This window comes from Stenotrophomonas sp. 278 (assembly GCF_003935715.1).
Classification (GTDB): domain Bacteria; phylum Pseudomonadota; class Gammaproteobacteria; order Xanthomonadales; family Xanthomonadaceae; genus Stenotrophomonas; species Stenotrophomonas maltophilia_AH.
Genome location: NZ_RHPP01000056.1, coordinates 14,207 through 28,503, shown reverse-complemented (window position 1 = coordinate 28,503; position 14,297 = coordinate 14,207). Strand labels below are relative to the sequence as shown.

The following is a 14,297-nucleotide window of genomic DNA, read 5'->3' as shown; positions in this document are numbered from 1 at the left end:
AAACGACTACGCAAAGCAATTGAAAGCCGCTTCCTGACCCCGTACTTCTTGGCGTCCGATTTCAGGGGACAGGTTCAGGAGATTTCATATGCACAAGAACCGCGCAGCTGCGCCAGACCGTGACGCAACCTCCTCAGAAGAAGCCTCGCTGGTCCAACGCTGCCGCTGCTGCAACAGCCTGCTGCAGCCACCAGTACTCTCCCACCACCCCACCCCGTTCATCCTGCTACATGGCCCATGGCTGCGTGAAATGGGCATGGATGTGGGCGCACGCGTGATCGTGGAAGCCGGTCTGGGCCTGCTAACCGTGGCTCTTATAGGCCCGCGCGATCACGTGGACGCGGTGACGCCGAACGGACCAGATGGTGTGGTCCGTCAGATCCACTTTACCGACGTACACGCTGATCCGATCCGGCAGATGTTGCCGGCGGCATAGCGGCTGCCCCTGCGAGGATCACCGGGAAGCGCCCGGCCCATGCCGGGCGCGATCGTCCATCATCGGTGCGTCATGGGCCAGATGACGCATTGTTGCCGTGTAGTCCGGTGCCTTTGGCCGTTGCGGTGGGACTGCCGGCGACATTCTGGGGGCCATACACTTCGTACGACGGGACTGCCGTCGCCGTTCCGGTGTCGTCAGACTCGCGCCATGCATCGGGTGTGGTGAGACTGGTAGCGTCGGTCGACAGACGACGGCACGGAACCGCTCCACGCCCGGTAACGCATGATCTCCATCGAAACAATGTGTGGCCCGAGCAAAAAACCACGGTGCTGCATTGTTCAATGCGTCACCGGACGTTGATGTCTTCACTGCCGTCGTCTGTCGACCGACGCTACCAAAGCATTGTGACGCGCGATATCGATTTTCAACGTCGAAAACACCACGTGCTCACGAGCACGCGTATACCAGCGGCTCCAGCATCGAGTTGATGATGCAGAATCGTTCCAGAGTGGATTTGCACGCCCACGGGTCACCCGTGCCGTTCTCCAGATGCGCGATGCATCTGTCCGGATCAATGCCCGACAGCGGGCCCAAGCTTTCATCAAGCCAATTGATACCCGCTTCAACTTCCTTGAAGTGATCGGCGTTCTTCATGGCTCACTGGTGCCTGCGGCACGCTTATCCTCTCGTATCCCATGCCGCGCGCTTCTTGCCGAAGGTCACGTTAACCCTCTCGCCGCGACGGTATAAACTACAAACGACGACCATCCGGCCTGCTTCCAATCCGGATTTCCCCTGAGTTCGTCCACAAGTTGATTCACGACCAGTGAATCGACCCATCGCTCAGCGATGCATCCTCCTGTCCCGACGTACTCACACTGAGCGTGTACTCGAGATAGCTGTCACCCACGATGCATTCGAACACGAAGGCGTCGTAGTCATTGACAATCGCGGCGTCGATGATAGACGTCAATCTTTGGAACAACGGCACGGTGTCTGGGATCACTTGGTTTCGCCTCGTAGCAAATTCAATCAATCGAAGGGAGGACTGGCTTTCATCAGCCTCACAAACTACGGCCAACTTCCGCCGTTCGATGACCGCTCACCAGTGAACCCTCTCTGGTCAGCCGGCGGCGGGCGGCCGAGAGCAACTCCGTCGCTCCGCGCATCACTCCACGCCCGCTCGTTCCCAATGGAAGATTGATACCACTCGCTGATTGGCAGCACGGCAGCTGCAGTTAGTCTTGCGACGCTAAGACGTGAGGGATATTGGGCAACTCAAAGAACCCAGGCCTAAAGTGCTGCCTCAGAGCGCGCCTTCTCTCCCAAAATTTCTCAATGTCTCGCTCCAAGTCGGAGAGTTCACCCGTAACCTTGACCAGGTATCCACCATCTCGCTCGCTTACATCGAATCCAGATTCCTTCATTGCGGACCTAGCTCCTTCTTGTGCAAACTCATCGCCATAGTAGTTGGCCCACGCAAGATTGATGGGTTGCGGATCAGCAAGCGCACCGAATGATCCAGCTTCGAAGTAGACGGACGATTCGTCGCTTGAACGCTCTGCATCCGTGAATAGATGAAGCATCGCGAGTTGAGGGGGAAACTTATCCACGAGCTCGTTGAAGAGCCCATACCAATCAAACCTCCGGTTCCACTCGGCAGTTATGCTCAGCGTACAAGGAAGTAGCTTTCCAGCTCGATTTCGCATGGTGTGGCGAAGGTATCCCTTTGACCTGATGGTGGCCTTTCGTCTCCACGCAAAGTCGAGAACGTACTCTGAAGCCACCCCTGCTGCACGGAGCGTAGCGACCTCACTCCACCATTGTTCCAAAGATTGCTCGCCTACAAAAGCGTCCTTGAAGCGATCAGCATTATGAGAGACCTGCTCAGGAGCAAGAAGCCCTCCGTGGCTCGAGAGCACCCGCAGTAGCTCCTTCCCCTTTTCGAGGGGAGCAGTGTCGACGCGGCTTCTCAGGGCCAGCTTTACGAAAGCTTTCATGGGTACTCCGTCAGGACGCCGGTCTTTGGATCATATCGATATATCTTACCGCCACTACTCTTGATACCGTCCACTATGGACTGGGAGACCGCCTCCGTGCGCGGGCTGACAATGAGATTGAGTGGCTCGCCGGAGTCCACTGCATGTTGGATCTGTGCACGAAGCTGATCGGTCGCCCTGAGGTTCTTTACGTTCTTGACTTCCAGTTTGCCGCCGGCTTCGCGACCCCATGCATCCGGGATCGTCGTCACTTTCTGACCATTTGGAAGGGTGACCTCAACCGCCGTGGTGTTCTTCGTCACTCCGACGTGCGATAGCGCATCAATCGTCTGACGTTCGAATTCGCTTCCAGCAGCCTGATTTAGGCGTACGTTGATCGAGGCCCATGCATTCTCTTCGGACGCATAGATCTTGCCGGTCGGCCCTTGGACAACAACCTCTCCGTGCTGATCAATCACTCGCCTGTAGCCGTCCGGCAGTCCTCCGGTCTTGTTGAACATTGCGCCGGCACTGTTGCCTTCACTATATCCAGGCGGGAGGTCGGGGTATGAGAATTCAGTACGAATGGAGTTCGACTGGCCAACGTCTGCCACGATGTCGTCTGCACGCCCTGCCGTATTCTCACGCAGTGTAGATCCGGGTGCTGGTGTGTCCGGCAATGCCTCGGCGACAGGCTTGGTTGGAGCCTTTACCGGGGCTTTAGAGGGGATCAGTCGCCCCAGCTGGCCCGCGATCTTAGCCACGGCAAATGCGGTGGCAACGTCCTTCACGGCACCCTCGACGTCGCCGGTGGCGACCTTTCGGGTGACTTCCATGACGAATCCGACGTCACCTGTGAACGTGGTCAGGATGGTCCAAGCGTCTCGACTGAGGACACCGTTTACAAAGTCGTCGCGCCAACCAGCATCAACTCGGTTGAGCGCCTGCATCAAGTTGCGCTGTTCAGCCTCGGTCTTTCCGGTGGAGATAATCGCGCCATACAGCTGCGAAAGCTCTTTAGTGCCTTGCAGCTTGTCAGCAAAGAGCGTTTTGTCGGTGTACTGCGCGTAGTCTGCACCGAAGTAGGCGTACTCACCCGTCGTCTTGCCCAAGGCCGCCTGGTCCAGGAAGAGCTGCGCATTTCCGTCCTGCGCAGTCAGTCCCTTGTGGCCAAGCATCTTGTTCCAGGCCTCGTCGACTTGGCGGACCGCTTGGATGATCAAGCGTTGACGCGCTTCGTTTACTTGTTCGACAGTGCATTGGTCCTCACAGCCGAGCTGCTGTTGCGCGAACGCCAGAGCATTGGCGTTGATGAACTTGATTTCATCCGGATGCAGCTGACGGTTGTACAGTTCGCCAGCGAGACCTGTTGCGACGCCGGTTTCTCCGCCGACTGCACCCAGCGCGGCACTGACCAGCTGGCGAATGAGGCTTCCTTCCTCATCAGTAATAGGACGGCCGAGCTCGGCCGCACCGGCACCTAGCGCTCCAGACAACACATCACCGCCACCGGAACCTGCCACGACGGCACCTGCGACAGCGTGCAGCAGTGTCTTGCCTGCCCCACCGTCCTTCCACAGGTCGTACTGGGTCTGGTTCGCAGCCATTACCGTGTTGGCTTCAGCGATGTCCCTCTGCAAGAGCTCAACAACTTCAGGCGATGCTTCAGCGCCAAGTGTGTCCAGCATTGTCTGCGCGGCGATCGCCTTTGCCTGTGCCTTGCGATACTCATCGGTCAGCGCCTGCGCCAGATCACCGGTGGCACGGAACGTCACCTGGCCGGCGATCTGGCCGGCGACCAGATCGCGCTGAACCTTCTCTGCATCAAACTTGTTCGCCAGCCCCTCCTGCTGCAGATCTGTCGCCGTACGATCCAATCCATCCAGAGCCGACGTATCACCATTGCGCACCACCACCGTGCCGGCGGAGATGTCGCTACGAGTCACACTACTGGCCGAGTCGCCCGACGGAACTCCCAGGCTTGGGCTCGGCGACGGGTCACCCCAACGCGTTTCAGTGGGCGCGCCCGCGTTCTTCCCACCATTGCTCTGGTCGCCAATCGTTCCACTGAAGCCCACAGAACCACCCCAGCTACCGCCGCTGTAGTTCGCGTGGTTGCTCAGGTCGGTGATGCCGAGGCTTTCGGTGGACAGCAGGTTCTTCGACGGATCTGCCGTGCTGGCAATCACCGCGCCATCCAGCTGGGTGTGGTTGCCCACGTGGATCTGATAGCCGCCGGCACCGGCCGCGATGCCGGTCTGCTGGGTGGTGCTGTTGTAATTGTTGTTGATGTCGGTCTGGCCGTAGCTCACGCTGCCACTGCTAGCACCGAAGCACAGCGGCGGAATGCAAAGCGAGAGCCCGAAGCCGCCGTTCTGGTCCTTCTGGTCGTAGTACTGGCTGTCCTGGCTGCTACTCAGAGTGAGATCACGGCCGATGTTGGCCAGTACGGTGTCACCGATGACCTGGGCACCTTGCAGCGTGGTATCGCGGCCACTGCTGAGGCCGACCTCGTTACCCGCCTGGACAATGGTGGCCTGGTGGGTGGTGCCGTTGCCCTGCATCTGGCCTTGTGCGGCCGCTGCAGCGATTTCGATGGTGAAGCCGTTCTGCGAACCGCCCAGGCCGAAGCCCACGCCCACGCTACCGCTACCGCTCTTGCTGCTGCCGTCCTGGGTCTGGGTGTTCTGGCTGGACAGGAAGTTGATGTCACGCGCAGCGTCGAAGCTGGCGTTGTTGCCCGCGGTGATCTGCCCACCACGCACGGTGATATCACCGTTGGCGGCATACCCATCCGCACCGGTGGTGCCGTCACCCGTTGCAACAACTGTGACGTTGCGACCGGCCGTAACCGTACTGCCCTGCTCGGTGGACTGCTGCAGCGTGCTGTTGCTGGAGGCGCTGCTGCTGCCCACGCTGACGGTCACCTTCACCGCAGCGCCAGTTCCCTGCATCGCGTCCTTGGCGGCATAGCCGGCCTGTGCGCCATACAGCGCGGCCAGACGGTCGTCGCCGGATTCATTGGCACGCTGTGCGGCTTCTGCTGCCTGCGCCGCCTGCACACCGTAGCCGGACAGCGCGATGGTGCCGCCGGCCTGGTTCACCCGGTGGCGCTCGGCCTGGGTGAGGGTGTCGGTGGCGGCGTCCAGCAGCACGTTGGTGCCGACGAGGGTCACGTCGTTGCCGGCGGAGATGTCGGCACCGCGCGCGATCAGGTCGCCCTTGGCCACCACATTCACGTCGCCCTGGTTGCTGCCCAGGCTGGTGCGGACGCTGTTCTGGTCGGTCTGGCGGCCGCTGACGTCGTGGAACTCGTTGCGCACGCCGGTGCTGCCGGTGTAGCCATCGCCGCCCAGGTCGCCAATCTGCTTGCTGCGCTGGGTTTCCTGCCAGCTGCGGCTGATCTCACCCGGCAGCAGCTCCACATTGCCCTTCTGCGCGAGCACGTTCAGCGCGTTCTCGGCGGCCACCTGTGCACCCTGCAGGGTGATATCACCCTCGCGGCTGACCAGGTTGATCTTGTCGGCATTGATGGTGCTGCCGGTCTGGCCGGTCACCTGCTGGTTGCTGTTGCTGTCGCTGTTGCCGCTGTTATATGGCGACATGCGCACGCCGCCGCTGTTCGGGCCGCCCTGCACGTGGCGGATCATGTCACCCGGCGAGATCGAGCTGGCACCGTACTGGTGGGTGCTGGACGAGCTGTTGCGCACGTCGGACTGCGTATCCACGCTGGTCAGCAGCATCACGTGGCGCTGCGCGTCCAGGGTGGCGGTGCCGCCGGCGGCAATGGAGCTGCCGGCCACGGTGATGTCACCTTCGGTGGCGCGCACGGTCACATTGCCGGCGGCGTTCAGGCTGCTGCCGCGCTGGGTGGTCGTTTCCACCGCCACGCTGCCCTGGCTCTTGCTGCTGCCATAGCCCACGTTGATGCCGGGCAGGGTCAGGGCGGCCGCGCCGAGTTCCTTGGCGTAGCCGCTGGCCTTGTCCGCGCTGCTGCCGTCGCTGTCCTTCACCTGCTGCAGGTTGCGGATGGTGTCGATCGGGGTGCCGGTGATGGCGACAGAGAGGCCCTTGCTGCGGCTGCTCTGGTTGGCCGAGTAGCTTTCGGTTTCCTCGGCCGGGTTGATGGTGACGTTCTTGCCTTGGATGGCGATATTGCCACCCACGCCGGCCAGATCATCGGCGGCACGGCCAGCCAGCAGATCACTGCCGCTGACGGTGACGTCGCCGCCCGCAATCACGCTGACATTGCCCGCCACGCTGCCGATCATGCTGGCGCTGCTGGTGGTCTGTTCCAGCGAGGTGGAAACGCTGCCCTTCTGGCTGCCCGCCGTAATACCAATGCCGCCGAAGCCGCTGACGCCGCCACCGCCGAACACACCGGACTTCTTCTTGGTCTGGTCGAAGGTTTCGGTGTGCTGCTCGGTGGCGGCCGCGATGGTGATGTTGCGGTCGGCAGCCAGCAACACGTCACCGGTGGCACCGATCTCCACGCCGGTGGCGCTGATGTCGCGGCCAGCGGCAATCTGCACGCCTTCACCGCTCAGGGTGGTGCCTACTGCGTAGGTGTCCGACGAAGTTTCGCGGGTGGTGGTGGTCTTGCTGGAGAAGGTCTTCTTCTTCTTGCTCCAGGTGTCCTGCTCGAAGCTGTGGTCTTCCTCAGCCGTGTCCAGGACCACGTCGCGGCCGGCCGAAATGGCCACGGTGCCGCCTTCGCTGTACACGCTGGCAGCGGTGAGGGTGGCGTCCTGCCCGGCCACCAGCGCGACATCGCCACCGGCCTTGAGGCTGCTGCCATGGACGGTTTCGTCCATGGTTTCGGTCTGCTGCGAGTAGCGCTTGCGGCGGATATCGGTGGAGCTGGTATTGGTGGTGGTCACCTCGCCGACGTTGAGGTCGCGGCCGGCCACCACGGCCAAGGCATTGCCGGCTTCCAGGTTGGAGGCGTTGAGATTGACGTCGCGACCAGCCTGCACCGCCATGCTGCCACCAGCTTCCAGGCCGCTGGTTTCAATGGTCTGGCGGGTGCTCTGGGTGTTCTTGTAGCGGCTGCTCTGCTCGGTGCTGAGCACGTTGAGGTTGATGTCGTTGCCGGCGACGGCGCTGAGTCCATTGCCGGCCTTCACCTGCACGGCGGTCAGGGTGAGGTCGTTGCCGGCCTGCAGGCCGAGGCTGCCGCCCACATTCAACGTGGTGCGGTTGAACACCTCGCCATTGGCACCGCTCTGCTGGGTGGTCAGGTTGAGGTCGCGCCCGGCCTGCAGCGCGGCATTGCCCTTGGCGCTGGTCTGCGCTCCCACCAGCGAGAGATCGCGCCCGGCGACCAGCTCGAGGCCACCGGTCGACTCGATGCGGGCGACGCCGAGGCTGGCCACGCTCTGCAGGTCACGACCGGCGACCAGGCTGATGCTGCCGCCCTGGATCAGGCCATCCTTGTTGATGATGTCTTCCACGGCGGACACGCGCACGCTGCCGCCGGAGGTCATCGCACCCCGGTCATTCAGCAGGCTGCCGGTGTCGACCGAGAGGCGGTAGTCGGCGGCGATCATGCCCTGGTTGTTGACGTTGTTGGCGCGGATGTCGACGCTTTCGCCGGCAATCGCGGCACCGCCCAGCTGCAGGCGGTCAGCGGTGGCCTGGCTCAGGTACACCACCGGCACGAGCACCTGCTGGCCGCCCACTTCCTGGGCCACCATCCACACGATGTCCTCGTTCAGCGCGGCCATCTGCTCCGGCGAGAGCGCGATGCCCACGGTGAGCTGCAGGCGCTCGGCTTCGGTTACGCCACCGTCCATCATGGCGCGGTACTGGTCCATGCCGTTGTCGAGGTCGGCATCGAGGTACTTGCGACCGGTCAGGCCGGTGATCTGCTCCAGCACCAGGCGCTGTTCGTAGAAGTCATCGCCCAGGCGCTTGAGGCGCTGATCGGGATTGAGGTTGAGCTTTTCGAACATGTAGTCCGAGCCCAGCCACTGGCCGTAGTTGGCGAAACGCGGATCGGTTTCCACCAGCCAGCGCTGGTTGCCCGGGTCCACGGTGTAGAGGCCGCTGCTGGGCGGCAGCAAGCCGGGCAGCGGGTTCTGCGCGCTGCCGACGACCTGCGGCGGCTTGACCACGCCACTGGTGCCCGGTGCCGGTGCGCCGACGTTGGCGGCATTGCCACCGCCATTGAGGGTGCCGGTGGCCGGGCCCGTTGCCACGCCGGTGACCGGGTCGGGTGCGCCGGTGTTGCCGGTCGCGGTGCCGGCCTGGCTACCGTTGCCGAGGGTGGGCACGTAGGCACCGATGCCGTTCCAGCCGCCGACGTCTGCCGGGTTGACGCCGTTGCCGACGGTGACCACGGTGTTGTTGACGTCACGCGCTTCGATGGTGACGTTGCGTCCGGCGGTGATGCTGGCATTGCCGCCGGGAACGGCCACTTCCTTGGTGACGGTGGTGGTGCCGAGGTCGCCCGTTGCCCAGCGCGGCTCTTCCTGGCAGGTCAGGCCGGAACGGCAGGTCTGATACTCCACCTCGTAGGTGCTGACGCGCTGGATGGTCTTGGTCGCGGTGAGTCCGACGTTGTTGACCACGCCGGCCCAGTCCGCCGGATTATCGCTGCTGGACGAGCCGCGCCCGTTGATGGAGAGGTTGGTGCCGGCGGCAATGGTGGAGTAGATGTTGTCGACTCTGCCGCCGGCAATCTGCATGTCACGCCCGGACAGGAACTGGCCCGCAGCACTGGTGGCGATGACGCGCGTGCCTTCCAGCACCGTGTCGGTGTGGGTCACCCCGTGATCGCGCCAGATGAAGCACGGTGACTGGCGGTTGCTGCAGTAGCGCTCATACACCTCGCCCGGCGAGCCACCACCGGAGAACTTGCCCGCATCCGGGTCACCGGCCTGATCCGCCTCGGTATAGACCTTGCGCTCGTACTGCATCACGCGGCGTTCGTTACGCACGCCCAGCGCCAGCAGCACCAGGTCGCGTTCTGCCTGGATGCGGCCGGAGCGGTTGTTGATCAGCTGCGCGTTGCCACCCGAGCGACCACCGATGCGGATGTCGTTGATGCTGTACAGCTCGCCGTCGAGGTTGTTGAAGGTGTCGGCGTTGATGGCCAGGGTGCCGGTGGTGGCAATCAGGCCTTCGTTGTAGTCGCGCACAGGTACAGTGGTGCCCAGCTCGCGGCCGTTGGTGACCGTGCCGGCATTCAGCGTCACCTGGTCGCCCATCACCGTGCCGGTGTTGGTGAAGGTGGTGCTGGTGGCCTGCACCACGTCGCCGTCGATACGACCCAGGTTGTTGATGCCCTGGCTGGCGTTGAGCGTAGCGCTGGCAGTGCCGGCACCGTTACCCGCACTGATCGTGCCGGCGGCGGTGTTGTCGATCTGCGTGGCGTTGAGCTCCAGGTTGCCGCTGGTTTCGATGCGGCCCTGGTTGGTCAGCGTGCCGCCGACGTTCAGCGCCAGGCGGCCGTTGCTCTGCAGCTGCTGGCCGGTACCGTGGGTGTAGTCGCCGGCCAGGTGCAGTTCCAGCTCGGTGCCGCCGAACATGCGGCCACCGCTGCCCTGGAAGGCCTGCAGCTGCGCCCACAGTTGCTGGTAGGCGCTGATTTCGCCATTGGCGTTGTTCAGCGTGCCCAGATAGAGGCGGTTGCTACGGGTGATCACGCGCCCGCTGGTGTTGTCCAGGCTGGCGGCACGCAGGGTGAACAGGTTGCTGGCCGACAGCTCACCGGAGCCGTTGAGCACCGTGGCGTTGGCATTGTCCAGGGTGAGGTCGTTGCCGGCGTAGACCTGGCCACTGCGGTTGTCCAGCTGGGTGGTCTGCAGCACGGCGTTCTGCCCCGCGACCAGCTTGCCGCGCTGGTTGCCGACAGTGGCGGCGGTGAGCTGCACGTTGCCACCGGTGCTGCCGAACACGCCGTCCGTGTTGTCGAGGTTGCCCGCCGTGCTGACGATCAGACCACCGGCACCGTTGACGACGACGCGGCCGCCACGGTTGTCCACCGATGCGGCGGTGACGCCGGCGCTGCCCAGCGCCTCGATGCTGCCGCTCTGGTTGTCGAGCACACCGTCGGCATCCAGCTGCAGCTGGTTGCCCGCGTACAGCAGACCGCCGCCGTTGCGCAGCTCACCGTTGATGTCCAGGGTGAGATTCTGGCGCGCATACAGATTGCCGGCCTGGTTGCCGAGGCTGGCGGTGGTGACGGTGGTGTTGCCTTCGGCACCGATCAGGCCGTTGCGGTTGTCGACGCTGGCGGCGTTGATCTGCAGCGTGCCGGCCTGGCGCTGGGCCACGGTGCCGTTGGCGTTCAGCAGGGCCTGGGTGGCGCGCAGCTGGAGGTCGCCCACCGCGTCGATGCGGCCGCCGCTGTTGTCGATCTGGCGTGCGCGGATATCCACAGCACCGCCGGCGCTGATCTGGCTGCCGCCGGTATTGGTCAGCGCATCGGTGACGTTCATCACCAGCGCGCCGTTGCCGACGATCAGGCCCGCGTTGGTGTTGGTCAGCTGGCCGGCGCGCACGGTGGTGGTGCCGGTGCCGGCGTGCTCGATGCGGCCGCCACTGTTGGACAGCGAAGCCACGTCCACGGTGAGGTTGGTGGCATTGGCGGCGATACGGCCGCCGTCGTTGCGCAGCGCGCCGGTGAAGCCGAGCGTCAGCGCATCGTTGCCGGTCTGGATCAGTTCGCCGGCACGGTTGTCGAGCGCGGCCGCAAGCAGGCCCAGGCGGGCCGCCTGCAGCGAGCCGCGCTGGTTGATCAGCTCGCCTACGGTTTCCAGCTGCAGCGTGCCGCCGGCAACCAGGGTGCCGTCGGTGTTGTCCAGTGTGCTGGTGCTGGCACGGGCGACAAGATCGCCGCCGGACCAGACCAGGCCGTTGCGCAGATCCAGCCCGCTCCCCTGCAGCGACACGCGCTGACCGGCATGCACCTTGCCGGACTGCAGCAGCAGGCCGGTGGCGGTGAGGGTGGCCTGACCGTTGCTGCCCAGCGCGCCATTGGCGGCCAGTCCGGCCACGATCTGGCCGCTGTTGTCGATGGTGTTACCGGTGACGGTGACATTGCCGCTGGCCAGCAGGCGACCGTCGTTGTCGACGCTCGGCCCCTGCAGCGCGATGGAGGTCGCCTGCACGTCGCCGGTGTTGTGCAGCACGGTGCCGGCTTCGGCGGTGACGCCGCCGGTGGCGTAGATATCGCCCGTGTTGGTCAGGGCTTGACCGGCCTGCAGCACGATGTTGGCGCTGCTGTCGAGATTGCCGGACAGCTGCAGGTCGCGCTGCGCGCCAAGGGTGACGTCGCCCGAGGCGTACGCCTTGCCACTCTGGCGCAGGGTGCCGCCGGCCTGGGCGTTGAGGGTGGTTGCGGCGATGGTGCGGCCGCCGATGTTGAGGTCGCCGGTGGTGTTCAACACCACATTGGCCGCTTCGCTACCGAGGTCGCCGGTGCTGTCCAGCGAGGCCGCCTGCACGTCCAGCGTCTGCACGGCGACCAGGCTGCCGCGATTGTTGAAGGTGGAACCTGCGACCACGTCGGCACGGCCGGCGCTGTACGCCGCACCGCTGTTGTCGACGCTGGCTGCACGCAGGGCCAGCGCACGCTGCGCATACAGATTTCCGGCGTTGCTGGCGGCCTGCAGCACTTCGATGTCGAGCAGGTCCGCGCTGGAGATATCGCCGTTGGCCAGGTTTAGCAGTGCCTGCGCGCGCACGGTGAGTGCGGCGTCGCTGGCGATGACGCCGGCGTTGGTCAGGGTGCCGGTGCTGTCCACGCGCACCGACTGCGTGCCATACACGATGCCGCTGTTGTCGACGCTGCCGCTGTTGATGGCGAGCTGCTCGGTGGCGTGCAGGCGACCGGCGTTGACCAGCGCGCCGGTGGTGGTGGCCTTCACCTGGCGGGCCACGGCCAGGCCTTGCGCGCTCTGGTTGAGGGTGGCGGCCTGCAGCTGCAGCTGACGCCCGGCTTCGAGGCGCTGGCGGTTGGTCAGTGCGTCGGCAATGACGGTCAGGTCGTTGTCGCTGACCACTTCACCGGCGTTGTCGAGCTGCGCGGCGCGCAGGTTGAGCGTGTTGCCGGCGCGCAGACCACCGGTGGCGGCGTTGTCGAGGCGACGGGTCGCGGTGATGTCGAGCGTGTTGCTGCCGAGCACGGTGCCGCGGTTGTCGAGCGCGCCGACCGTCAGCGCGGCCGTGCCGGCGGCAGTGACGCCGGTGTTGGTGAGCGTGTCGGCCTTGAGCTGCAGGGTGTTCTCTGCGATCAGCTGGCCGGCGTTGTCGGCGCTGCCGGCGACGTCCACGGTGGCGTTGCCACCGGCAGAGAGTTCTGCAGTGGACGACTGCTGCAGCTGGCCGGCGCGAACCTCCAGATTCTGCGCTGCGCCGATCAGGCCACTGTTGTTGAGCGCGCCGCTCACCGCGACGGTGGCATCGCGCTGACCGTAGATCTGGCCGCGGTTGTCCAGGCGGCCGGCGGTGATGCCGGTGCCGACTGCACCAATGATGATGCCGGCATTGTCGAGCTGGTCACGCGCGGTCAGCTGCACGCTGCCCTGCGCGGCCAGGCGGGCGTTCTGCTGCTGGGCGATGCGCGCGGCCTGCGCCTGCAGCTGGCCCACGGCAACGACCTGGGCACTGTTGTCCAGTTGCTGGCCGGCGCGCAGCGCAATGTCGCCGCGGCTTTCGATCTGGCCACCGAGGCGCAGGTTGCCGTCGGCACCGAGCTGCACGCGGTTGGCCAGCACCGTGCCGGTGCTGTCGAGGTTGCCGGTGGCAGTGGCGTCCAAGCCGTTGGCGGCGCTGATGCTGCCGCCCAGTGCCACGTTGGCACCGCGCAGGCTCATGTTGTTGTTGGCCTGGGTGGCGCCGCTGGTCGACAGGGTGCCGGCGCTGTCCACAGTGACGTTTCCGGCGGCGGCGGTGCGGCCGGTGAGCTGCACGTCACCGCTGCTGGTGAGTACGAAGTCACCACTGGTGGCGACCAGCGCGCCGGCGCTGCGCACGCCCACGCCGGCTTCGGTGCCGACCAGGCGGATCTTGCCGGCATACATGCCGCCGAGCGCGGCCACGTCCAGGCCGAAGCCCGGGGCCGTGCCCTCGCCCTGGATGGCGCGGGTGGCCAGGGTTTCGTAGTCGATCTGGTTGGCACCGGTGACCACGTTGGCTTCCTTGGCCCACAGCCCGGCGTTGATCTCCACCGCGCGCGCCAGCAGGTCGATGCGCTGCAGGTTGTCCGCATCCAGCCCGGCTCCTTCCAGGCGGATGGTGCCGCGCCCGACCTGGAACGCCGACAGGCTGCCGTCGCCGCCGAACAGCGGGGTACCGGTGGTCAGCACGCCACGGGTGGTGTTGATGAAGCCGCAGCCATCGCAGGTGATGCCGTTCGGGTTGGCGATGATCACCTGCGCCTGCGCGCCGGCCACTTCCACATGGCCCTGCAGCAACGTGCGGTTGGACGAGGTGACCTCGTTGAGGATCATCCGCGCCGACTGTCCCGGCTGCAGATTGCTGTTGCCCTGGATGTAGCCGGCCAGCTGGGTCTGGGTGGTGGTGGAACTGTTGTTCAGCACCTGGCCCTGACGCCCGACGTTGTAGTCCTCGAAGCGGTTATGCGAGACGCCACCGGCATTCGGGGCGTTGATCTGCACCACCGGCACGCCGTTGGCGGCAGGCTCCACGCGCGTGCCCTGCCCGGCCTGCGGCTGCACCTGCGCGAACGAGCTGAACGGTCCGCCGAAGACGGCGGTGATCAATGCGGCCAGTACGCCCATGCGCCAGCGCGTAGCACGCGGCGAAGCAGTGGAAGAACGGGTAGCAACGGGGCAGGTCTTCATGGCAGATCATCCATGTCTGTTACGCGGGACTGCAGAAGCGTCGGCAGAAGCGATGCCGGCGCGAAG

The 14,297-nt window shown here is 64.8% G+C and carries 5 protein-coding genes; 1 reads left to right on the top strand and 4 read right to left on the bottom strand.

The window, feature by feature from the left end:
* The first annotated feature begins 88 nt into the window (after positions 1 to 88).
* On the top strand, positions 89 to 436 hold the full coding sequence (locus tag EGJ34_RS11010) for a hypothetical protein (RefSeq protein WP_125360521.1): 348 nt from the start codon (positions 89 to 91) through the stop codon (positions 434 to 436).
* Between the two features lie 450 nt (positions 437 to 886).
* On the opposite strand, the gene EGJ34_RS11005 is transcribed toward EGJ34_RS11010, so the two are convergent.
* The 4 genes from EGJ34_RS11005 to EGJ34_RS10995 form a co-directional block, all read right to left on the bottom strand.
* Complete coding sequence (locus tag EGJ34_RS11005) at positions 887 to 1,093, bottom strand: hypothetical protein (RefSeq protein ID WP_125360520.1); 207 nt, start codon at positions 1,091 to 1,093, stop codon at positions 887 to 889.
* A 163-nt stretch (positions 1,094 to 1,256) separates the two neighbouring features.
* Positions 1,257 to 1,412 (bottom strand): hypothetical protein, encoded by a 156-nt coding sequence (locus tag EGJ34_RS22210; RefSeq protein WP_185750143.1) that lies wholly within the window; start codon positions 1,410 to 1,412, stop codon positions 1,257 to 1,259.
* A gap of 265 nt (positions 1,413 to 1,677) precedes the next feature.
* The gene (locus EGJ34_RS11000) at positions 1,678 to 2,439 is read right to left on the bottom strand and encodes a hypothetical protein (protein WP_125360519.1); all 762 of its coding nucleotides are present in this window, start codon (positions 2,437 to 2,439) and stop codon (positions 1,678 to 1,680) included.
* Positions 2,436 to 14,231: a hemagglutinin repeat-containing protein gene (locus EGJ34_RS10995; protein ID WP_125360518.1), complete on the bottom strand. Its 11,796-nt coding sequence runs from the start codon at positions 14,229 to 14,231 to the stop codon at positions 2,436 to 2,438. The genes EGJ34_RS11000 and EGJ34_RS10995 overlap by 4 nt, the downstream gene beginning before the upstream one ends.
* Positions 14,232 to 14,297: the final 66 nt, after the last annotated feature.

Coding starts and splice junctions, on each gene's coding strand:
- EGJ34_RS11010 (WP_125360521.1), top strand. CDS start 89: ATGCACAAGAACCGCGCAGCTGCGCCAGACCGTGACGCAACCTCCTCA.
- EGJ34_RS11005 (WP_125360520.1), bottom strand. CDS start 1,093: ATGAAGAACGCCGATCACTTCAAGGAAGTTGAAGCGGGTATCAATTGG.
- EGJ34_RS11000 (WP_125360519.1), bottom strand. CDS start 2,439: ATGAAAGCTTTCGTAAAGCTGGCCCTGAGAAGCCGCGTCGACACTGCT.
- EGJ34_RS10995 (WP_125360518.1), bottom strand. CDS start 14,231: ATGAAGACCTGCCCCGTTGCTACCCGTTCTTCCACTGCTTCGCCGCGT.